General features: G+C 58.9%; 20 protein-coding genes, 1 tRNA gene and 2 pseudogenes. 10 read left to right on the top strand and 13 right to left on the bottom strand.

The window, feature by feature from the left end; all coding sequences use genetic code 11:
• Positions 1-85 precede the first annotated feature (85 nt).
• Together ACCD02_RS04505 and cspD are read right to left on the bottom strand one after the other, a co-directional pair.
• Positions 86-2,314 carry an NADP-dependent isocitrate dehydrogenase gene (locus tag ACCD02_RS04505; RefSeq protein ID WP_413298795.1) on the bottom strand — a complete coding sequence of 743 codons (2,229 nt, stop codon included), beginning with the start codon at positions 2,312-2,314 and terminating at the stop codon, positions 86-88.
• Between the two features lie 469 nt (positions 2,315-2,783).
• A complete protein-coding gene (cspD, locus tag ACCD02_RS04500) occupies positions 2,784-3,071 on the bottom strand; it encodes a cold shock domain-containing protein CspD (RefSeq protein ID WP_413298793.1) in 288 nt (95 codons plus the stop codon).
• Between the two features lie 216 nt (positions 3,072-3,287).
• Here cspD and clpS point away from each other — a divergent pair, with 216 nt between their 5' ends.
• Positions 3,288-3,650: an ATP-dependent Clp protease adapter ClpS gene (clpS, locus tag ACCD02_RS04495; RefSeq protein WP_413298791.1), complete on the top strand. Its 363-nt coding sequence runs from the start codon at positions 3,288-3,290 to the stop codon at positions 3,648-3,650.
• A gap of 30 nt (positions 3,651-3,680) precedes the next feature.
• A complete protein-coding gene (gene clpA / locus ACCD02_RS04490) occupies positions 3,681-5,951 on the top strand; it encodes an ATP-dependent Clp protease ATP-binding subunit ClpA (protein WP_259106051.1) in 2,271 nt (756 codons plus the stop codon).
• Positions 5,952-6,082: 131 nt separating this feature from the next.
• On the opposite strand, the gene infA is transcribed toward clpA, so the two are convergent.
• From infA to aat, 3 genes are all read right to left on the bottom strand, one after another.
• Entirely contained in the window at positions 6,083-6,301 is a 219-nt protein-coding gene (infA, locus tag ACCD02_RS04485; RefSeq protein ID WP_002553999.1) for a translation initiation factor IF-1, read from the bottom strand.
• 100 nt (positions 6,302-6,401) lie between these two features.
• Positions 6,402-7,109, bottom strand: coding sequence for an arginyltransferase (locus ACCD02_RS04480; protein ID WP_413298779.1), 708 nt, complete (start codon positions 7,107-7,109; stop codon positions 6,402-6,404).
• 43 nt (positions 7,110-7,152) lie between these two features.
• Positions 7,153-7,845 carry a leucyl/phenylalanyl-tRNA--protein transferase gene (gene aat / locus ACCD02_RS04475; RefSeq protein ID WP_413298777.1) on the bottom strand — a complete coding sequence of 231 codons (693 nt, stop codon included), beginning with the start codon at positions 7,843-7,845 and terminating at the stop codon, positions 7,153-7,155.
• Positions 7,846-8,146: 301 nt separating this feature from the next.
• Between aat and ftsK the strand changes: the two genes are divergently transcribed.
• From ftsK to cysG, 6 genes are all read left to right on the top strand, one after another.
• Positions 8,147-10,549 (top strand): DNA translocase FtsK, encoded by a 2,403-nt coding sequence (ftsK, locus tag ACCD02_RS04470; protein WP_413298775.1) that lies wholly within the window; start codon positions 8,147-8,149, stop codon positions 10,547-10,549.
• Positions 10,550-10,624: 75 nt separating this feature from the next.
• Positions 10,625-11,248 carry an outer membrane lipoprotein chaperone LolA gene (gene lolA / locus ACCD02_RS04465; protein WP_413298773.1) on the top strand — a complete coding sequence of 208 codons (624 nt, stop codon included), beginning with the start codon at positions 10,625-10,627 and terminating at the stop codon, positions 11,246-11,248.
• Positions 11,249-11,267: 19 nt separating this feature from the next.
• Positions 11,268-12,590: a replication-associated recombination protein A gene (locus tag ACCD02_RS04460; protein WP_413298771.1), complete on the top strand. Its 1,323-nt coding sequence runs from the start codon at positions 11,268-11,270 to the stop codon at positions 12,588-12,590.
• A complete protein-coding gene (gene crcB, locus ACCD02_RS04455) occupies positions 12,591-12,965 on the top strand; it encodes a fluoride efflux transporter CrcB (protein WP_413298769.1) in 375 nt (124 codons plus the stop codon).
• A gap of 16 nt (positions 12,966-12,981) precedes the next feature.
• Positions 12,982-14,262 (top strand): serine--tRNA ligase, encoded by a 1,281-nt coding sequence (gene serS / locus ACCD02_RS04450; protein ID WP_413298767.1) that lies wholly within the window; start codon positions 12,982-12,984, stop codon positions 14,260-14,262.
• Positions 14,263-15,657: a siroheme synthase CysG gene (gene cysG / locus ACCD02_RS04445; protein ID WP_413298765.1), complete on the top strand. Its 1,395-nt coding sequence runs from the start codon at positions 14,263-14,265 to the stop codon at positions 15,655-15,657. It begins immediately after the preceding gene.
• A gap of 136 nt (positions 15,658-15,793) precedes the next feature.
• On the opposite strand, the gene ACCD02_RS04440 is transcribed toward cysG, so the two are convergent.
• The 7 genes from ACCD02_RS04440 to ACCD02_RS04410 form a co-directional block, all read right to left on the bottom strand.
• On the bottom strand, positions 15,794-16,789 hold the full coding sequence (locus tag ACCD02_RS04440) for a glutathione S-transferase family protein (RefSeq protein WP_413298763.1): 996 nt from the start codon (positions 16,787-16,789) through the stop codon (positions 15,794-15,796).
• Between the two features lie 94 nt (positions 16,790-16,883).
• Positions 16,884-17,885, bottom strand: coding sequence for a glycosyl transferase family protein (locus ACCD02_RS04435; RefSeq protein ID WP_413298761.1), 1,002 nt, complete (start codon positions 17,883-17,885; stop codon positions 16,884-16,886).
• Positions 17,882-18,217 (bottom strand): TusE/DsrC/DsvC family sulfur relay protein, encoded by a 336-nt coding sequence (locus ACCD02_RS04430; RefSeq protein WP_413298759.1) that lies wholly within the window; start codon positions 18,215-18,217, stop codon positions 17,882-17,884. Before ACCD02_RS04430 ends, ACCD02_RS04435 begins: the two co-directional genes overlap by 4 nt.
• Complete coding sequence (gene tusB, locus ACCD02_RS04425; RefSeq protein WP_413298757.1) at positions 18,214-18,513, bottom strand: sulfurtransferase complex subunit TusB; 300 nt, start codon at positions 18,511-18,513, stop codon at positions 18,214-18,216. The genes ACCD02_RS04430 and tusB overlap by 4 nt, the downstream gene beginning before the upstream one ends.
• Positions 18,513-18,875 (bottom strand): sulfurtransferase complex subunit TusC, encoded by a 363-nt coding sequence (gene tusC, locus ACCD02_RS04420; protein WP_413298755.1) that lies wholly within the window; start codon positions 18,873-18,875, stop codon positions 18,513-18,515. Before tusC ends, tusB begins: the two co-directional genes overlap by 1 nt.
• Positions 18,876-18,878: 3 nt before the next feature.
• On the bottom strand, positions 18,879-19,271 hold the full coding sequence (gene tusD, locus ACCD02_RS04415) for a sulfurtransferase complex subunit TusD (protein ID WP_413298754.1): 393 nt from the start codon (positions 19,269-19,271) through the stop codon (positions 18,879-18,881).
• A 102-nt stretch (positions 19,272-19,373) separates the two neighbouring features.
• A complete protein-coding gene (locus tag ACCD02_RS04410) occupies positions 19,374-20,045 on the bottom strand; it encodes a Bax inhibitor-1/YccA family protein (RefSeq protein ID WP_413298753.1) in 672 nt (223 codons plus the stop codon).
• A 122-nt stretch (positions 20,046-20,167) separates the two neighbouring features.
• On the opposite strand from ACCD02_RS04410, the gene ACCD02_RS04405 reads away from it, so the two are divergent.
• A tRNA-Ser gene (locus ACCD02_RS04405) sits at positions 20,168-20,255 on the top strand.
• A gap of 130 nt (positions 20,256-20,385) precedes the next feature.
• Here the strand turns inward: ACCD02_RS04405 and ACCD02_RS04400 are convergent.
• Positions 20,386-20,535: pseudogene (locus ACCD02_RS04400) on the bottom strand (integrase); the annotation flags it as partial.
• A gap of 90 nt (positions 20,536-20,625) precedes the next feature.
• On the opposite strand from ACCD02_RS04400, the pseudogene ACCD02_RS04395 reads away from it, so the two are divergent.
• Positions 20,626-21,093: pseudogene (locus ACCD02_RS04395) on the top strand (transposase); the annotation flags it as partial.
• Positions 21,094-21,337: the final 244 nt, after the last annotated feature.

The raw sequence follows: 21,337 nt of genomic DNA, 5'->3' as shown, positions 1-21,337 counted from the left end.
TAAAGCCAGACCCGCATGTTTCATTGATCGTGCGCAGAAACAACAACCCCGGCACATGGCCGGGGCTGTTGAATGCAGGACTGGCTTAGTTCAGCGCGGCGATAGCGGCGTTGAAGGTAGGGCTAGGACGCATGGCTTTGCTGGTCTGCTCGGCATTTGGGTGGTAGTAGCCACCGATGTCCACCGGCTTGCCTTGAACGGCGTTGAGCTCGGCAACGATAGTTGCTTCGTTGTCGGTCAAGGTCTTGGCCAGAGGTGCGAATTGCGCTTGCAGGGCGGCATCGTCGGTTTGCGCGGCCAGTGCCTGTGCCCAGTACAGGGCCAGGTAGAAGTGGCTGCCGCGGTTGTCGATGTTGCCGACTTTACGCGAAGGCGACTTGTTGCGGTCCAGGAACTCGCCAGTAGCCTGGTCGAGAGTCTTGGACAGAACCAGTGCTTTAGGGTTGTTGTAGGCGTGACCCAAGTGCTCCAGGGAAGCCGCCAGCGCGAGGAATTCGCCCAGGGAGTCCCAGCGCAGGAAGTTTTCTTCGACGAATTGCTGTACGTGTTTCGGGGCCGAACCACCGGCGCCGGTTTCGAACAGGCCGCCACCGCTCATCAGTGGCACGATGGACAGCATCTTGGCGCTGGTGCCCAGTTCCATGATCGGGAACAGGTCGGTCAGGTAGTCACGCAGTACGTTACCGGTCACCGAGATGGTGTCCTTGCCGGCACGGGTGCGGTCCAGGGTGAACTTCATTGCGTCGACCGGAGACATGATCTGGATGTCCAGGCCCGAAGTATCGTGGTCGCCCAGGTACTTCTGCACTTTGGCGATCATGGCGCTGTCGTGGGCGCGTGCCGGGTCCAGCCAGAAAACGGCCGGGGTGTTGCTGGCGCGGGCGCGGTTGACGGCAAGCTTGACCCAGTCCTGGATCGGTGCGTCCTTGGCCTGGCACATGCGCCAGATATCGCCGGCTTCGACGGTCTGTTCCATCAGGACCTTGCCCTGGCCGTCGGTCACGCGGACAACGCCAGGTGCCTTGATCTGGAAGGTCTTGTCGTGGGAGCCGTACTCTTCGGCTTTCTGTGCCATCAGGCCGACGTTTGGCACGCTGCCCATGGTCACAGGGTCGAAGGCGCCGTGTTTCTTGCAGTCTTCGATCACAGCCTGGTAGATGGTGGCGTAGCAGCGATCCGGGATCACTGCCTTGGTATCGTGCAGTTGACCGTCGGTGCCCCACATCTTGCCGGAATCACGGATCATTGCAGGCATCGAGGCGTCGACAATGACGTCGCTTGGTACGTGCAGGTTGGTGATGCCCTTGTCGGAGTTAACCATGGCCAGGGATGGGCGCACGGCGTAGACCGCTTCGATGTCAGCCTTGATTTCGGCTTGCTTGTCCGCCGGCAGTGCGCCGATGCGATCGTACAGGTCGCCGATACCGTTGTTCAGGTTGAAACCGATTTCCTTGAGGATGTCGGCGTGCTTGGTCAGCGCGTCGTTATAGAACTCGGCAACGATCAGGCCGAACATGATCGGATCGGAGATCTTCATCATGGTGGCTTTCAAGTGTACCGAGAACAGTACGCCCTTGGCCTTGGCGTCGGCGATCTCGGCAGCCACGAAGCTGCGCAGTGCCTTGGCACTCATTACCGAGCTGTCGATGATTTCGCCAGCCTTGACGGCGGTTTTCTCTTTCAGGACGGTGGTGCTGCCGTCCTGGGCGATCAGTTCAATCTTGACAGTGTCAGCGGCCGGAATCAGAGCGGCCTTTTCGCTGCCGTAGAAATCGCCATTGCTCATATAGGCAACGTGGGATTTCGAGTCGGCTGCCCAGGCGCCCATCTTGTGTGGGTGCTTGCGCGCGTAGTTCTTGACCGACAGCGGCGCGCGACGATCGGAGTTGCCTTCACGCAGAACCGGGTTCACGGCGCTGCCTTTGATCTTGTCATAGCGTGCGCGAGTTTCTTTCTCGGCGTCACTGGCAGGGGCTTCCGGGTAATCCGGGATCTTGAAGCCCTTGTCTTGCAGTTCTTTGATGGTGGCGACCAGCTGAGGAACGGAAGCGCTGATGTTCGGCAGCTTGATGATGTTGGCTTCAGGCGTGTTGGCCAGTTCGCCGAGCTCGGCCAGATGGTCAGCCACTTGTTGATCGGCACCAAGCGACTCTGGGAAGCTTGCGAGAACACGGCCTGCCAGGGAGATATCGCGGGTTTCGACGGCGATATCGGAAGAAGCGGTGTAAGCCTCGATGATAGGCAGCAACGAATAGGTGGCGAGGGCAGGGGCTTCGTCGGTGAAGGTATAGATGATCTTCGAGCGGTTAGACATTTGGTATGAACTCTCTGTTTTGCTGAGCATGCACAAAATCTCGATCTGCGCAGGGTATGCGCGCGTGCTCACAAGTCCCTTTTGAGCCGAAAGTCGAGCTTTATTCGCGGTGATGGTGGGTGCATCAGTCGAGCGAGCGCGTGCGCCGGGTCTGGCGCTACGTACCTTAAAGGCTGAAAGTCTCGTTCCAGACTGTTAAGCCCCTATGACTCATAAGTCACGGCGCGGAGTATATCAAACGATTGCGCTCTAGCATTAATGCTATGCGTACTATCGAATGAGAGATATTCGCCGTTGGTCGAGGTCACTGGTCAGAGAGGTGCAGGCAAGAGCTGGTGCGCCCGGGCTGGGTGCGGCGAGGCGTGGCGGCCTGGGGAGTTTTGTCGAGGTGCAGGCGAGCCTGCGCAACCGGCCTGTTCCAACTGCATGAGCGGACCGGTTTCTGAGCGGAGCTGTAAGGACGGCTGTCCTATTCGGCTGTGGCGTGCTCGGGCTTGTGAGCGGCAGCTAAAGAACCGGCATGTGCTGAAGGGGCGGTTTCGGGAGTCTTGAGGCTCTCGATCTTCACGGCATGCAGACCCTTGGGCCCCTGAATGATCTCGAAGCTGACCGGTTGGCCTGCCTTGAGGGTTTTATAACCTTCCATTTGGATGGCGGAGTAATGGACGAACAGGTCGTCATTCTTGCCGTCCTCAACAATGAAGCCATAGCCTTTAGCATTATTGAACCACTTGACCTTACCACTGAGCATAGTCATATCCCTCTGCAAAGGACTCCGTCTGGAGTATCATCCACCTCACTCCGCCTGACCGAAAAAAATTTTGGTTGACTACGCGGACCCTTTTTACCCAATGTGGGTTCTATTGTTTGTAACACCGTTTAGCCGATAGTCAAGGTCATGCGGCGGTCCATTTGAAAACCGGTCAGACTGCGACTAATTATTCAATCCGCCCCCCTACGAACCTTTCTTTCCATGCATGCAATCAGCAAGATTCGACTAACATTCAATCAGGATGGTCAGCAGCCCCACGAGGATGACGCGGCCGGGATCGCGGTACAGGACGCCAAGCCGGCATTGCAGGCGCCACCGATGTACAAGGTGGTTTTATTTAACGATGATTACACCCCGATGGATTTCGTCGTCGAAGTGCTCGAGGTGTTCTTTAACCTGAATCGTGAGCTGGCGACCAAGGTCATGCTGGCCGTCCATACAGAGGGACGGGCAGTCTGCGGATTGTTTACCCGCGACATCGCCGAGACCAAGGCAATGCAGGTCAACCAATACGCCAGGGAAAGCCAGCATCCGCTACTCTGTGAGATCGAGAAGGACGGTTAAACGCCGACCACTTGGGTATGAGGTGAAGCTATGTTAAACCGTGAGCTCGAAGTCACCCTCAATCTGGCCTTCAAGGAGGCACGTTCGAAGCGTCATGAGTTCATGACCGTCGAACATCTCCTGCTGGCTCTATTGGATAATGAGGCTGCCGCCACTGTTCTGCGTGCCTGCGGCGCAAACCTCGATAAACTCAAACATGATCTGCAAGAGTTCATCGATTCCACTACCCCCCTCATCCCCGTGCATGACGAGGATCGAGAAACCCAACCTACCCTTGGCTTCCAGCGCGTATTGCAGCGCGCGGTTTTCCATGTGCAGAGCTCCGGCAAGCGTGAAGTCACCGGCGCTAACGTACTGGTCGCGATTTTCAGCGAACAGGAAAGCCAGGCAGTGTTCCTGCTCAAGCAGCAGAGCGTTGCCCGCATCGATGTCGTCAACTATATCGCCCACGGTATCTCCAAGGTCCCTGGGCACGGCGATCATTCTGAAGGTGAGCAAGATATGCAGGACGACGAGGGCGGTGAGTCTTCTTCCTCAGGCAATCCTCTGGATGCCTATGCCAGCAACCTGAATGAATTGGCGCGCCAGGGTCGTATCGATCCGTTGGTCGGCCGTGAGGTTGAAGTCGAGCGCGTCGCCCAGATTCTGGCGCGTCGGCGCAAGAACAACCCATTGCTGGTAGGTGAGGCCGGCGTGGGCAAAACCGCCATCGCCGAAGGCCTGGCCAAGCGCATCGTCGACAATCAGGTGCCTGATCTGCTCGCCAGCAGTGTCGTCTACTCTCTCGACCTGGGCGCCTTGCTGGCCGGGACCAAATACCGCGGCGATTTCGAGAAGCGCTTCAAGGCGCTGCTCAATGAGCTGAAAAAACGTCCCCATGCCATTCTGTTCATCGATGAAATCCACACAATCATTGGTGCCGGTGCGGCGTCCGGTGGCGTCATGGATGCTTCCAATCTGCTCAAGCCGTTGCTCTCGTCCGGGGATATTCGGTGCATCGGTTCGACCACCTTCCAGGAATTCCGCGGGATTTTCGAGAAGGATCGGGCCCTGGCGCGGCGTTTCCAGAAGGTCGATGTGTCGGAGCCTTCGGTGGATGACACCATCGGCATCCTGCGCGGCCTGAAAGGGCGCTTCGAGCAGCATCACGGTATCGAATACAGTGATGAGGCCCTGCGTGCCGCCGCCGAGCTGGCTTCGCGCTACATCAACGATCGTCATATGCCCGACAAGGCCATCGACGTCATCGACGAAGCGGGTGCCTACCAGCGCCTGCAACCGGCCGACAAGCGTGTCAAACGCATTGAAGTGCCGCAGGTCGAGGACATCGTCGCCAAGATTGCGCGGATCCCGCCAAAACACGTCAACAGTTCCGACAAGGAACTGCTGCGTAACCTGGAGCGTGATCTCAAGCTCACCGTATTCGGTCAGGATGCGGCCATCGACTCGCTGTCGACGGCTATCAAGCTGTCCCGGGCCGGCCTGAAGTCGCCTGACAAGCCAGTCGGTTCCTTCCTGTTCGCCGGCCCTACCGGTGTCGGCAAGACCGAAGCCGCACGTCAGCTGGCCAAGGCGCTGGGTATCGAGCTGGTGCGCTTCGACATGTCCGAGTACATGGAACGGCATACCGTCTCGCGCCTGATCGGTGCTCCGCCGGGTTACGTCGGTTTTGACCAGGGCGGTCTGTTGACCGAAGCGATCACCAAGCAGCCGCATTGCGTGTTGTTGCTCGATGAAATCGAGAAGGCTCACCCGGAGGTCTTCAACCTGCTGCTGCAGGTCATGGACCACGGCACCCTGACCGATAACAACGGGCGCAAGGCGGACTTCCGCAATGTTATTGTCATCATGACTACCAACGCTGGTGCCGAAACTGCTGCGCGGGCTTCGATTGGCTTCACGCATCAGGACCATTCGTCAGATGCCATGGAAGTCATCAAGAAGAGCTTCACGCCGGAATTCCGCAACCGCCTGGACACCATCATCCAATTCGGTCGCCTCAGCCATGAGGTTATCAAGAGCGTGGTGGACAAGTTCCTTACCGAGCTGCAGGCGCAACTGGAAGACAAGCGTGTCCTGCTGGAAGTCTCGGACGCGGCCAGAAGCTGGCTGGCGCAGGGTGGCTACGATGCGGCGATGGGCGCGCGGCCGATGGCTCGCCTGATCCAGGACAAGATCAAGCGTCCGCTGGCCGAGGAAATTCTCTTCGGCGAGTTGTCCGAACATGGCGGCGTGGTACACGTCGACATCAAGGATGGCGAAATCACCTTCGAGTTCGAAACCACCGCTGAAATGGCTTAAGTCTCAAGCCTCAAAAAAGCCCCGCATCTCGAAAGAGGTGCGGGGCTTTTTTTGCGCGGCTGACAGTCAGGTCAAAATCCGGGCACACAAAAACGCCCGGCAGATGCCAGGCGTTTTCATTCAAGCTTGAGTTAGCGGGCGCGGTAGGTAATGCGCCCTTTGCTCAAGTCGTAGGGCGTCAGTTCAACACGCACCTTGTCACCGGTCAAAATACGGATGTAGTTCTTGCGCATCTTGCCGGAGATGTGCGCGGTTACGACGTGCCCGTTTTCCAACTCCACACGAAACATGGTGTTGGGCAGGGTGTCGACGACAGTGCCTTCCATTTCGAAGCTGTCTTCTTTCGACATGCAGTAAAGCCCTCGGAATCTGATGAGTGGCCCGGTGCAAGTGGCGCCAGGCAAAAGCGGCGTGCATTGTGCCCGAAAAATGCGCTTTTAGCCAAGGGCTTCAATAAAGAGTCACCCACCTCTGATTCGTCAGCAGCTCGATTGGTCGATATTGGGTCTTGTAGTTCATCTTTTTGCAGTTCTTTATCCAGTAGCCCAGGTACACCGCATGCAGCTGCAGGCGTGTCGCTTCGGCGATCTGCCAGAGAATCGCGTAGCGCCCCAGGCTGCGCCGTTCTTCATCCGGTTCGTAGAAGGTATAAACCGCCGAAAGGCCATTGGGCAGCAGGTCGGTGACGGCAACGGCGAGCAGACGCTCACCGGCGCGGAACTCGTAGAAGCGGGAAAATGGCAGGTCACGCACCAGAAAGGTGGAAAACTGATCGCGGCTGGGCGGAAACATGTCGCCGTCAGCGTGACGTTGCTCGATGTAGCGCTGGTAGAGATCGAAATATTCTTCGGTGAAGCGCGGCTTGGTGCTGTGCACCTGGATATCGGCATTGCGTTTGACGATGCGTTTCTGCTGGCGGTCCGGGACGAAAATGTCCACCGGGATACGTGCCGGTACGCAGGCGCTGCAATTCTGGCAGTGGGGGCGGTAGAGATGATCGCCGCTGCGACGAAAGCCCATGTCGGAAAGATCGGCATACACCTGCACATCCATCGGCTGACTGGGGTCGAGGAATAGCGTGGTCGCCTGTTCCTCCGGCAGGTAGCTGCAGGAATGGGGTTGAGTGGCATAAAACTTCAGCCGCGCCAGCTCTGTCATATCAGCCCCCTGAGAAAAAACACTAGTAAGAGTGTAAGCCAGCCTACCCGACTCGCCTAGGCAGCCAGTCGGCGTTATTTGCCAGATCCAGATGCCTGCTCAGGTAGTCGGCAAAGTCGCTTCGGGGAATTGGCCGGGCGCCGAAGCTGTGCAGGTGTTCGGTAGGCATCTGGCAGTCGATCAGCACAAAACCCCAGGCGTGCAGGCGTTCGACCAGCGTGGCGAAACCTACTTTGGAGGCGTTATCGGTGCGACTGAACATGGATTCGCCGAAAAACAGCTGGCCCATTGCCAGTCCGTAGAGCCCGCCAACCAATTGACCCTGTTCCCAGACTTCGACACTGTGGGCGTGTCCGCGCCGATGCAGCTCCAGATAGGCGGTCTGCATGGCGCCAGTGATCCAGGTGCCGTCAACGTAGTCCCGAGGTCCTGCGCAACCCTGGATGACTGCCGCGAAGTCGCGGTCGAAGGTCACCTCAAAGCGGCCCTGACGCATGACCTTGGCAAGGCTGCGGGAGATATGTATCTCTTCGGGGAAGAGCACGGTGCGCGGGTCCGGCGACCACCAGAGGATTGGTTGGCCTTCCATGAACCACGGAAAGCAGCCATGGCGATAGGCGCTGACCAATCGGTCCGGCGACAGATCGCCGCCTGCTGCCAGCAGGCCGTCAGGATCGCGCAAGGCCTTGGCCAGGGGCGGGAAGTCGAACGTGTTGCGTTGTAACCAGGTCAGCATAGATTCAGGGCTTGGCAGGGGAGGGGAGGGCGGCGGCCGGAGTGCAACTCCAGGCCCCAAGTGTGGTCACAGTTCGTCGCCATTTTGAAGTCTCCGTTTACACTTTTGTACCACGGGCTGTTCCCGGCTCGGGTCGATGGTCAGGAATACGACATAACCCTTTGTCACGCAAGGCAATGCATGCTCAAATTGAGCGTTGTGGCTGGGCCTTGAAGATATGCGTGGCGCACGCCAGACTAGATGTTTGCAAAATGAATGATCAACTACAGATGTTCGCGCCCGGCGCAGGAAAACAAGCGTTTTGAAGAAGTCCACCTTAGCACCCAGCCCTGTTCCACTCTGGCGGCAACAGTTGCACTACCGACTCAAGGAAGGTGCGCTGATTGCCTTCGGGGCGCTGTGTCTTTACCTGATGATGGCCTTGTTGAGCTACGACCCCAACGATCCGGGCTGGAGCCACACCAGCAGTGCCGTGCAGGTTCAGAACGCTGCGGGCCGTGCAGGGGCCTTCAGTGCCGATATCCTGTTCATGGTCCTGGGCTATTTCGCCTACATTTTCCCTCTGCTGCTGGCGGTCAAGGCCTGGCAGGTCTTTCGCCAGCGTCATGAGCCCTGGCAATGGAGCGGCTGGCTGTTCTCCTGGCGCCTGATCGGCCTGGTGTTCCTGGTCCTGGCGGGTGCCGCCCTGGCCCATATCCATTTCCATTACTCAGCCGGTTTCCCTGGCTCGGCGGGCGGTGTGCTGGGCGAAGTCCTCGGTGATCTCGCGCAGAAAGCCCTCAATGTCCAGGGCAGCACCTTGCTGTTCATTGCCCTGTTCCTGTTCGGCCTTACCGTATTCACCGATCTGTCCTGGTTCAAGGTCATGGACCTGACCGGCAAGATAACCCTTGATCTGCTCGAACTGTTCCAGGGTGCCGCCAATCGCTGGTGGATGGCCCGTAGCGATCGCAAGCAGATGGTCGCGCAATTGCGCGAAGTCGATGTCCGGATCAAGGACGTGGTGGCGCCAGTGGCGTCGGATCGTCGTGAGCAGGCCAAGGCCAAGGAGCGCCTGATCGAGCGCGAACAGTCCCTCAGTACTCACATGACTGAGCGCGAGAAGCACGTTCCGGCTGTTATCGCCCCTGCACCGGCCCGTCCGCCGGAGCCGAGCAAGCGTGTACAGAAGGAAAAACAGGTATCGTTGTTCGTCGACAGCGCCGTGGAAGGCACCTTGCCGCCGATCTCGATCCTTGATCCGGCCGAGAAGAAAAAGCTCAATTATTCTCCCGAATCCCTGGCGGCGGTGGGGCATCTGCTGGAAATCAAACTCAAGGAGTTCGGTGTCGAAGTGACGGTGGACTCGATCCACCCCGGCCCCGTCATCACCCGTTACGAAATTCAGCCGGCGGCAGGCGTGAAGGTCAGCCGCATCGCCAACCTGGCCAAGGACCTGGCGCGCTCCCTGGCGGTGACCAGTGTGCGCGTGGTCGAGGTGATTCCCGGCAAGACCACCGTAGGCATCGAGATTCCCAACGAAGACCGGCAGATCGTGCGCTTCTCCGAAGTACTGTCGTCGCCGGAATACGATGATGCCAAGTCGCCGGTCACCATGGCTCTGGGCCATGACATTGGCGGCAAGCCGATCATCGTTGACCTGGCGAAGATGCCGCACCTGCTGGTAGCTGGTACCACCGGTTCCGGTAAGTCGGTGGGGGTCAACGCGATGATCCTGTCGATACTGTTCAAGTCGGGGCCGGAAGATGCACGCCTGATCATGATCGACCCGAAAATGCTCGAGCTGTCGATCTACGAGGGTATTCCGCATCTGCTCTGCCCGGTAGTCACCGACATGAAGGATGCGGCCAACGCCCTGCGCTGGAGCGTCGCCGAGATGGAGCGTCGCTACAAGCTGATGGCGGCCATGGGCGTGCGAAACCTCGCTGGCTTCAACCGCAAGGTCAAGGACGCCGAGGAAGAGGGCACGCCGCTGTCCGATCCGACGTATCGCCGTGAAAGCATTCATGACGAAGCGCCGCTGCTCAAGACCCTGCCGACCATTGTGGTGGTGGTCGATGAATTCGCCGACATGATGATGATCGTCGGCAAGAAGGTCGAAGAACTCATCGCCCGTATCGCCCAGAAGGCCCGGGCAGCCGGTATCCACTTGATCCTGGCTACTCAACGTCCGTCCGTGGACGTGATCACCGGTCTGATCAAGGCCAACATCCCGACACGCATGGCGTTCCAGGTATCGAGTAAGATCGACTCCCGGACCATCATCGACCAGGGCGGTGCCGAACAACTGCTCGGCCACGGTGACATGCTGTACATGCCACCGGGCACCAGCTTGCCGATTCGCGTGCATGGCGCCTTCGTCTCGGACGATGAGGTCCATCGCGTGGTGGAAGCCTGGAAGCTGCGCGGCGTGCCGGACTACAACGAGGATATTCTCGCCGGCGTCGAAGAAGCGGGCAGCGGGTTCGATGGTGGCGGTGGCGAAGGCGCCGAGGACAGCGAGAGCGATGCGCTGTACGACGAAGCCGTCAAGTTCGTCCTGGAAAGCCGTCGCGCTTCGATTTCTGCTGTGCAGCGCAAGCTCAAGATCGGTTACAACCGCGCGGCGCGAATGATCGAAGCCATGGAAATGGCGGGCGTCGTGACGTCCATGAACACCAACGGCTCGCGCGAAGTGATTGCGCCGGGCCCGATGCGCGACTGACCCTTCAGCTGCTCTATTTACCCGGCCAGCGTAATGACACGCTGCCGGGAGCCCACTGCATTCAAGAGGACTCCCATGCGTCTGATCCGCCTGTTACTGGCTACTGCTCTGACCTTTTCCGTTGTCCCGGCCCATGCCGACAGCAAGGACGTGGCCCGTCTGACCCAGTTGCTGGAAAACTCCAAGACACTCAGCGCACGCTTCTCGCAGCTGAGCCTGGACGGTTCCGGCACGCAGCTGCAGGAAACCGCGGGTGAGATGGTCCTGCAGCGGCCCGGCCAGTTCTACTGGCACACCGACGCACCGCAGGAGCAGTTGATGGTTTCCGATGGCAAGAAGGTTTCCCTGTGGGACCCGGACTTGCAACAGGTCACCATCAAGACCCTGGATCAGCGTCTGACCCAGACCCCCGCGCTGCTGCTGTCCGGCGATGTGTCGAAGATCAGCGAGAGTTTTGATATCACCGCCAAGGAAGCTGGCAACGTGATCGACTTCGTGCTCAAGCCCAAGACCAAGGACACGTTGTTCGACAGCCTGCGCCTGTCCTTCCGTAACGGCATGATCAACGACATGCAGTTGATCGACAGCGTCGGCCAGCGCACCAATATCCTGTTTACCGGGGTCAAGGCTAACGAGACCGTAGCGGCGAGCAAGTTCCAGTTCCAGGTTCCGAAGGGCGCCGACGTCATTCAGGAATAAGAGGTTTCAAGCGCAGCCCATGGACTTGTTTCGTAGCGACCCGATAGCTCAGCCCCTGGCGGCGCGCCTGCGTGCCACCAATCTGGACGAGTACGTCGGTCAGGAGCACTTGCTCGCCCATGGCAAGCCGTTGCGCGAGGCTCTGGAGCAGGGTGCGCTGCACTCGATGATCTTCTGGGGGCCGCCAGGGGTGGGCAAGACGACCCTGGCACGGCTGCTGGCCAAGGTCTCCGACGCACATTTCGAAACGGTTTCAGCGGTGCTGGCCGGGGTCAAGGAAATCCGCCAGGCTGTCGAAGTCGCCAAGCAACAGGCCGGTCAGTACGGGCGTCGTACGATCCTGTTCGTCGATGAGGTGCATCGCTTCAACAAGTCGCAGCAGGATGCCTTCCTGCCCTATGTCGAAGACGGTACGCTCATCTTCATCGGCGCGACCACGGAAAATCCCTCTTTCGAGCTGAACAACGCGCTGTTGTCCCGGGCACGGGTCTATGTGCTCAAGAGCCTCGACGAGGCGGCGCTGCGCAAGCTGGTTCATCGCGCATTGACCGAAGAGCGCGGGCTGGGCAAACAGAACCTCAGTCTTGACGACGAAGGCTTTGCCATGTTGATGTCCGCTGCCGATGGCGATGGCCGACGGATGCTCAACCTGCTGGAAAACGCTGCCGACCTGGCCGATGACGGCAGCGTCATCGGCGTCGAGATGCTCCAGGGCCTGCTCGGCGATGGACGACGCCGTTTCGACAAGGGCGGCGAGGCCTTCTACGACCAGATATCGGCGTTGCATAAATCCATTCGCGGCTCCAATCCTGATGCGGCGCTGTACTGGTTCGCGCGGATGATCGACGGTGGTTGCGATCCGCTGTATCTGGCGCGCCGTGTGGTGCGCATGGCCAGCGAAGATATCGGCAATGCCGACCCGCGAGCGCTGCCACTGTGCATGTCGGCCTGGGACGTGCAGGAGCGTCTGGGCAGCCCGGAAGGCGAGCTGGCAGTGGCTCAGGCCATTGTCTATCTGGCCTGTGCGCCGAAGAGTAACGCGGTGTACATGGGCTTCAAGGCCGCCATGCGCGAAGCCACGGAGCATGGTTCGCTCGAAGTGCCGCTGCACCTGCGTAATGCTCCGACCAAGCTGATGAAACAATTGGGCTATGGCGAAGAGTACCGTTACGCACATGATGAGCCCGATGCCTATGCGGCAGGCGAGGACTACTTCCCCGAAGAGCTGGAGCCGCGTCACTACTACCAGCCGGTGCCCCGTGGTCTTGAATTGAAAATAGGCGAAAAACTCAAACATTTGGCTGCCCTGGACCGGGCCAGCCCTCGTCAGCGGAGAAAGTAGGTGTTTCAGACCATTCTTGCGGTGTCCCTGGCCGGTATCGCTGGTACATTATTGCGCTTTGCGACGGGTACTTGGGTCACGGCCAACTGGCCTAAACATTTCTACGGCGCTACGTTGGCGGTGAACCTGGTCGGTTGCCTGATCATCGGCGTGTTGTACGGCTTGTTCCTGCTGCGCCCGGAAGTGCCCATTGAGATTCGTGCCGGCCTGATTGTCGGCTTTGTAGGCGGTCTGACGACCTTTTCATCCTTTTCACTGGATACATTGCGCCTGCTGGAAAGCGGGCAAGTGCCACTGGCCCTGGGCTATGCGGGTATCAGTGTATTCGGCGGGCTGCTTGCCACCTGGCTCGGCCTGACCTTGACCAGACTTTGATAGACGAGAGAACACCATGCTCGATTCCAAACTGTTACGTACTCAACTTCAGGACGTAGCGGATCGCCTGACTTCCCGTGGTTTCACCCTGGATGTGGCCCGCATTGAAGCGCTGGAAAACCAGCGCAAGACCGTTCAGACCCGCACCGAGCAGTTGCAGGCCGAGCGCAATGCCCGTTCCAAATCCATCGGCCAGGCCAAGCAGCGTGGCGAAGATATCGCCCCGCTGATGGCTGATGTCGAGCGCATGGGCAGCGAATTGAGCAGCGGCAAGGTCGAGCTGGATGCGATCCAGGCTGAACTGGACGCCATGCTGCTGAGCATGCCGAACCTGCCCCATGAGTCGGTGCCGGTGGGTGCCGATGAAGACGACAACGTCGAAGTGCGTCGCTGGGGCACCCCGACTGCCTTCGATTTCACGGTACAGGATCACGTTGCCCTGGGCGAGAAGTTCGGCTGGCTGGACTTCGAAACTGCGGCCAAGCTGTCCGGCGCTCGCTTTGCCCTGCTGCGCGGCCCGATTGCCCGCCTGCATCGCGCCTTGGCGCAGTTCATGATCAATCTGCATGTCACCGAGCACGGCTATGAAGAGGCGTACACACCTTATCTGGTCCAGGCTCCGGCCCTGCAAGGTACTGGTCAGTTGCCGAAGTTCGAGGAAGATCTGTTCAAGATCTCCCGCGAAGGTGAGGCCGACCTGTACCTGATCCCGACCGCCGAAGTGTCCCTGACCAATATTGTTGCCGGGGAAATCGTCGACGCCAGGCAGATGCCGTTGAAGTTCGTTGCCCACACCCCATGCTTCCGCAGCGAAGCCGGTGCGTCGGGTCGCGATACCCGCGGCATGATCCGCCAGCACCAGTTCGACAAGGTCGAGATGGTGCAGATCGTCGAGCCTGAAAAGTCGATGGAAGCTCTCGAAGGCCTGACCGCCAACGCCGAACGCGTCCTGCAGCTGCTGGAGTTGCCTTACCGCGTACTGGCCCTGTGCACCGGCGATATGGGCTTCAGCGCCGTCAAGACCTACGACCTGGAGGTGTGGATTCCGAGCCAGGACAAGTACCGCGAAATTTCGTCGTGCTCCAACTGCGGCGACTTCCAGGCGCGCCGCATGCAGGCTCGCTGGCGCAACCCAGAAACCGGCAAGCCGGAGCTGGTGCACACCCTGAACGGCTCCGGTCTGGCTGTTGGCCGTACCCTGGTCGCGGTGCTGGAAAACTATCAGCAGGCTGACGGTTCGATCCGCATCCCTGAAGTGCTCAAGCCGTACATGGGCGGCCTTGAGGTCATCGGCTAAATGGAATTTCTGCCGCTGTTCCATAATCTGCGCGGCAGCTGGGTGTTGGTGGTCGGCGGCGGCGAGATTGCCTTGCGTAAATCCCGCCTGCTGGCCGATGCCGGTGCGTTGTTGCGGGTGGTTGCACCCCAGGTCGAAACGCAACTGGCTGAACTGGTCACAGCCGCTGGTGGCCTGGTGCTGTCGCGCGGCTATCTTGAAAGTGATCTGGATGGTTGTGTGCTGGTTATCGCTGCCACTGACGACGAGCCGCTCAATGCCCAGGTATCCCAGGATGCCCACAAGCGTTGCGTGCCGGTCAATGTGGTCGACGCTCCCGCGCTGTGCAGTGTGATTTTCCCTGCCATTGTCGACCGTTCGCCCTTGGTGATCGCGGTCTCCAGTGGCGGTGATGCGCCGGTGCTGGCACGGTTGATCCGGGCCAAGCTGGAAACCTGGATTCCTTCCACCTACGGGCAACTGGCCGGTCTGGCTGCGCGTTTTCGCAATCAGGTCAAAGGGCTGTTTCCCGATGTGCAGCAACGCCGCGCATTCTGGGAAGACGTGTTCCAGGGCCCGATCGCTGATCGACAGCTGGCCGGGCAGGGCGCCGAAGCCGAACGTCTGTTGCTGGCGAAAATCGCTGGCGAAGCGCCTTCAGGCAAGGGCGAAGTCTATCTGGTGGGAGCGGGACCTGGTGATCCGGATCTACTGACCTTCCGTGCCCTGCGCTTGATGCAACAGGCCGACGTGGTGCTCTATGACCGTCTGGTGGCGCCGGCGATCCTTGAGCTGTGCCGTCGTGACGCCGAACGCATCTATGTCGGCAAGCGCCGCGCGGATCATGCCTTGCCCCAGGAGCAGATCAACCAGCAACTGGTGGCGTTGGCTCAGCAAGGCAAGCGAGTGGTGCGGCTCAAGGGGGGCGACCCATTTATCTTCGGCCGTGGCGGCGAGGAAATCGAAGAGCTGGCGGCTCATGGCATTCCATTTCAAGTGGTGCCGGGCATTACGGCCGCCAGCGGTTGCGCCGCTTACGCCGGTATTCCCCTGACGCATCGCGACTATGCCCAGTCGGTGCGCTTTGTGACGGGCCATCTCAAGGACGGCAGCACTGATCTGCCTTGGGCTGATTTGGTGGCTCCGGCCCAGACCCTGGTGTTCTACATGGGGCTGGTCGGTTTGCCGATGATCTGCGAAGGCCTGATCAGGCATGGTCGAGCCGCTGATACTCCTGCGGCGCTGATCCAGCAGGGCACCACGCAGAATCAGCGGGTCTTTACCGGAACACTGGCCAACTTGCCGCAACTGGTGGCTGAGCACGAGGTGCATGCACCCACGTTGGTCATAGTCGGCGAAGTGGTTCAGCTACGCGAGAAACTGGCCTGGTTCGAAGGTGCGCAAGGCAATATGTAACGCGGCAAATACAGCATCAATAAATGTGGGACCGGCGTTAGCCGGGAAGGCTCAGGCAGGATCGATACATTTCTATCGCCTGAGGTAGAGCTTTCCCGGCTGAAGCCGATCCCACAAATGTCACGTCCCAAGGCTTTCAGGCCCAGACACCACTGCCGCTCAGGCGCGCACGATCATGATCCGCATCGAAGCTCAGGGTCGGCCCCTTGGGCACGATGCCGGTCGGATTGATGGTGCGGTGGCTGGCGTAGTAATGGCCCTTGATGTGCTCCAGGTCTACGGTTTCTGCGACGCCGGGCCACTGGTAGAGCTCGCGCAGCCAGTTTTGCAGGTTCGGGTAGTCGCTGATCCGGCGCAGGTTGCATTTGAAGTGACCGTAATACACCGCATCGAAGCGCACGATGGTGGTAAATAGCCGGATATCGGCTTCGGTCAGGTGTTCGCCCGTCAGGTAGCGCTTCTTGCTCAACCGTTCTTCCAACACATCCAGCTCGGCAAACAAGCCATCATAGGCCTGCTCATAGGCGCCCTGTGCGGTAGCAAAACCTGCGCGATATACGCCGTTATTCACTGCGGGATAAATACGCTCGTTCAGCTCGTCGATCTCTGCCCGCAGTGGCGCAGGGTAGAAGTCCAGATGATTACCGGTCAGCCCGTTGAAGGCTGAGTTGAACATGCGGATGATTTCCGACGACTCGTTGCTGACGATACGGTTGAGCTTCTTGTCCCACAGCACAGGTACGGTGACGCGGCCGGTGTAGTAGCGATCGTCGGTAGTGTAACGCTGATGGAGAAATTCCAGACCGTCGAGTTTGTCGCCGGTCGAGCCTTTGTCCTGATCGAAGGTCCAGCCGTTTTCCAGCATCAGCCAACTGACCACCGAGACATCAATCAGACTTTCCAGGCCCTTGAGCTTGCGCATGATCAGGGTGCGATGGGCCCAGGGGCACGCCAGCGAGACATACAAATGGTAGCGCCCGGCTTCGGCAACAAAGCCACCTTCACCGGTCGGGCCGGGTTTTCCATCGGCGGTCACCCAATTGCGACGCTGGGCGTTTTCCCGTTGGAACGCGCCATCTTTGCTGCTTTCGTACCACTGGTCATGCCAGCGTCCTTCGACGAGAAGGCCCATGTCTGACTCCAATCTATAAGTGTTAAAGGATTGGAGAACAGTTTAATTAGAATGGTTCGAACGAATGGCGCAAATTGTACGGGGTTAACATCGATTAAATAGATAGATCCCGTTTGTTCCAGTAAACCCGGGCCTGAGTGAACGCCTGCTCACGGGGCATGCCAAGGCCACGCAAGGCCAGAGCGATCGTCGAGATCAGCGCCAGTTGTGGATAGCTGTCTTCGATTTCGCCACGCCACAGTGCGGTCAACTGCTGCGGATCGAGGGTCGCAGGTTTGACGTGGCGACGCTCTGACAGTGCGGGCCATTCCTCATCCCATGGCTGCCCGCCGCTGGTGCCATAGAGGTGACTGATAGTGTCGGGGTTGACCTCGATTTCACCGCCGTCGCCCTTGATCACGATAGCGTTATCGCCCAGCAGGCTGCTGGCATCGCGGTGCACGCTCTGATAGCCGGGGTGAAAGATGCTTTGCAGGCCGCAGCGTGCGCCCAGTGGGTTGATGATACGTGCCAGTGAGTGGATGGGTGAGCGCAGGCCCAGGGTGTTGCGCAGATCGATCATGCGTTGCAGCTGTGGCGCCCAGTCGCCCAAGGGCATGAACGCCAGATTGTGCTGTGCCAGTGCCAATTCCACGGATTGCCAGTTGCGACACAAGGGAATGCCGAGCAGGCCGAGCAGCTGTTCGCTATAGAGACGCCCGGCGGTATGGGCGCCGCCGCCATGCATGAAAATCTTCACGCCGTTCTGGGCCAGGCATTTGGCGGCCAGCAGATACCAGGGCAGGTGGCGCTTCTTGCCCGCGTAAGTCGGCCAGTCGATATCCACCGCCAGGGCCGGGGCCTGCAGGCGCGCGCGGATGGCTTCGGTAAAGCCTGCCAGTTCTTCCGCGCTTTCTTCCTTGTGCCGCAGCAGCATCAGGAAGGCGCCGAGCTGGGTGTCCTCGACTTTTTCTTCGATCAACATGGCCATGGCTTCACGCGCTTCCTCGCGAGTGAGGTTGCGGGCGCCTTGCTTGCCCTTGCCAAGGATGCGTACAAATTGCGCAAACGGATGTTCGGCGGGGGTTACGGTGACGAGCGGGGCGTATTCGGTCATATGCAATTGGTCGGCTTGGGCAGGCCCGCCAGCTTGGCGGCGAGTTTGGCGGGAGTGCCGTTGAACAGGCGATTGAGGTGCATGCTGTTGCCTTTTTCGACGCCCAGTTTCAAGGCGGTGTACTTGATCAGCGGCCGGGTTGCGGGCGACAGTTGGAACTCGGTATAGAAGCCACGCAACAGTTCCAGTATTTCAATATGTTCCGGGCTCAGGTCGATACCTTCCCGGAGGGCCAGGGCCCGAGCCACGTCCATGGACCAGTCGTTCAGGTCCTCCAGGAAGCCATCCTTGTCCAGGGCAATCTGCCGGGTATCAAGCGTCAGGACATTCATAGCCAGCTATTGACCTTGTCGAAGCGAATCGTCAAATCGACGAAGCCAGGGTAGTCGACCTGATTGGCCCAGGCGGGCGCCGGAATGTTGCGCGCCTGCACGTCTTCCTCGAGGGCGAACAGCTTGAGGCTGTCGAGCCTGCCTTCCAGGACTTGCAGTGGTGCGCTGGCAGGCGTCAGGGCATAAGTCGCATCGCCGCAGAGCAGGATGGCGTCGTGTTCCCCGAGCAGGCGCAGGCAGCTGTCCAGGCGACTGTCGCTGAACGGGGAATGGGAAAGAACATGTAAGGTCGCCATCAGATCGTGATCACCTGGTCGTAACGGTCAATGAGCGCAGAAATGTCGGCAGGCGATAGCCGCTGCAAGGAGTCTGCATCCAGGTTCGTCGCCGCAATACCACGCTCTGTCAGGCTATGCTCGCAAGCATAAAGCTCTTCCACTCCAAACATCGTCAGGGCCTGCAGATTGGCCGTCAGGTCTTTCTGTTGAATGGCGACGGACTTTTGCGCCGCCAGCAGTTGAAGAACACCATCGTCCAGAAACAACAAACCTATCGGCAGATCGAAGGCCCCACCCGCCAGCGCGATATCCAGGGTTTCACGGGCACTTGGGCCGGACCAGGGCGATTGGCGGCTGATAATCAACAGGGATTTGGCCATTGCTCAAGGCCCTCCGAAGCAGACTAATCGGTCGGCGCTTTGCACCGCGTCATGCAACTGACCCAGGCCGGATAATTCCCAGGGGGCCGCTAGATTGGCGGCGGGGCGCTGATAACGTTGAGCCTCTTCGTCATTCAGCACGCCCCGGCGTAAAGCCGCCGCGATGCATACCACGCCATCCAGTTGATGGCTGCTGACGAATTCACGCCACTGTAAAGGCAGGTCCTGCTCATCCTGTGGGGCTACGACATTGGCCGAGGCACTATGGACGCCGTCCTGATAGAAGAACAGGCGGACGATCTCATGGCCCTGGGCCAGCGCCGCCTGGGCGAACAGCAGGGCGCGACGGGAAGAGGGCACATGGGCCGCGGAAAAAAGGGCGATGGCGAACTTCATGGGCAGCTCTGTGTGTGAAACGTGCTTCATGATAAAGAATTCACGCCCGTGAGACAGCAAAAAGCCCGCAATGCGGGCTTTTTGTTGACGCCAGGCGTGGGCTTAGTCGTCGCGACTCATGATGCCGAAGATCTGCAACAGGCTGATGAACAGGTTGTAGATCGATACATACAGGCTGATGGTCGCCATGATGTAGTTACGCTCGCCGCCATGGATGATGGCGCTGGTCTGGAACAGGATCGCGGCCGACGAGAACAGCACGAAGCCGGCGCTGATCGCCAGTTGCAGGCCGCTGATGTTGAAGAACAGGCTGGCCAGGGTAGCGCCCAGCAGGACGAAGAAACCGACGGTGATGAAGCCGCTGAGGAAACTCATGTCCTTGCGGCTGATCAGCACATAGGCCGACAGACCGCCGAATACCAGCGCCGTCATGGCGAAGGCCGAACTGACGACCTCGGCACCGCCCTGCATACCCAGGTAACGGTTGAGGATAGGGCCCAGCAGGTAACCCATGAAGCCGGTCAGGGCAAAGGCCGAAACCAGGCCCCAGCCCGAGTCGCGCAATTTATTGGTGAGGAAGAACAGACCGTAGAAACCGATCAGCACCACGAAAATGTTCGGGTAGCCCACATGCATCTGCTGGGCGACATAAGCCATCACGCCGCTGAACGCCAAGGTCAGCGCCAGCAGGCTGTACGTGTTGCGCAGGACGCGGCTAACCTCTAGCTGATCGGCCTGCACGCCGTTATTAACTGCGTAATCCTGTTCGCGCATGGCGAAACTCCTGGTGGTTGAAATGTTGAGTTGCAAAGATCATAACAGAGGCGCTGCCAGCCGCCAGCAGCAGAGTTTGACAGCTTGTTTCATTCGGGTATTATGGCGCCCGCAGCAAAAGTGGAGATATGGCCGAGTGGTTTAAGGCAGCAGTCTTGAAAACTGCCGACTGTAACAGGTCCTAGAGTTCGAATCTCTATGTCTCCGCCATCTTCTACAGCGCAAAGCCCTGATTTTTCAGGGCTATGTCGTTTCTGGGGTTTGCTAGCGCAATGCTATCAAAGGGGATGAAAGCGTCCGCAATTTTGGCTGGCGTCCGCAACTATGCGTGAAAAATGTTTCATCGGGTCGGTTTCACTATTTCTCCTACGCGCCTATATACCATCTCGGTAATGCGCTTATCTGTGTGTCCAAGCAGCTTGCTGGCCTCCCCAAGGTCATCAATTTCACTCGCTGCCTTCGGGCGGATATCCCTGAATTGAAAATTTCTGTAGTGGTCTAATGAAAACGGACACCTGTAGTGGTCTACTAACCCCGGACACCTTTTTAGGCGAAAATGATCGCCCCATAGAGGTGTTCGATGAGCAGACAACGACGTACCTTCACCCCGAATTCATGCGCGAAGCTGCCAGCTTGGTGCTTGACCAGGACTACAGCCACGCTGATGCAGCCGTTGGTAGAGTCGGTCTTGCGCCGGTGGGTCAATCAGCTCCAGCAGGAACGAGGCGGTGCCACACCGACCAGCAAAGCGCTGACACCCAAGCAGCAGAAAATCCAGGCACTGGAAGCCCGTATCAACCGCCTGGAACGAGAGAAATCGATTTTAAAAAAGGCCACCGCGCTCTTGATGGCCGAGGAATACGAGCGCTTGCGTTAGTCGATCAATTTCGCTCGGAGGAGCCGGTTGAATTTTTTGTGCTCGGTCTTTGAAGTCACTCGATCCTGCTATTACGCGTACTGCCGCAGACGTCGATCTCCGGACGCTGAACGGGTGTTTTTGCACAGCCGTGTGAACGAGTTGTTTACGCAAAGCCGAAGCGCTGCGGGTAAAAGCCAGCGCAGCTTCGGTACCTAGTGGAGGGAAGCGGCCTGGGACTTGAAAATGAGGCTTTGGCGGTCTTTGAGATGAGCATTATCTGCGGTGTTGAAATCAATTTGGAACCGGCTTCCATGTGTGCTAATGTCTAGTTGCTTATGGCATTTGGCCATAAGGTGAATCACAGATTGTCAAGTTCGCAATGGTTCGCCGCGAAAGCGACCAGCAGACTGAACAACGATGCGCGGAATCTCTT

It is taken from the genome of Pseudomonas sp. Pseusp88 (genome assembly GCF_047303955.1).
Classification (GTDB): Bacteria; Pseudomonadota; Gammaproteobacteria; order Pseudomonadales; family Pseudomonadaceae; genus Aquipseudomonas.
This window is presented reverse-complemented; position numbering and strand designations above follow the sequence as displayed.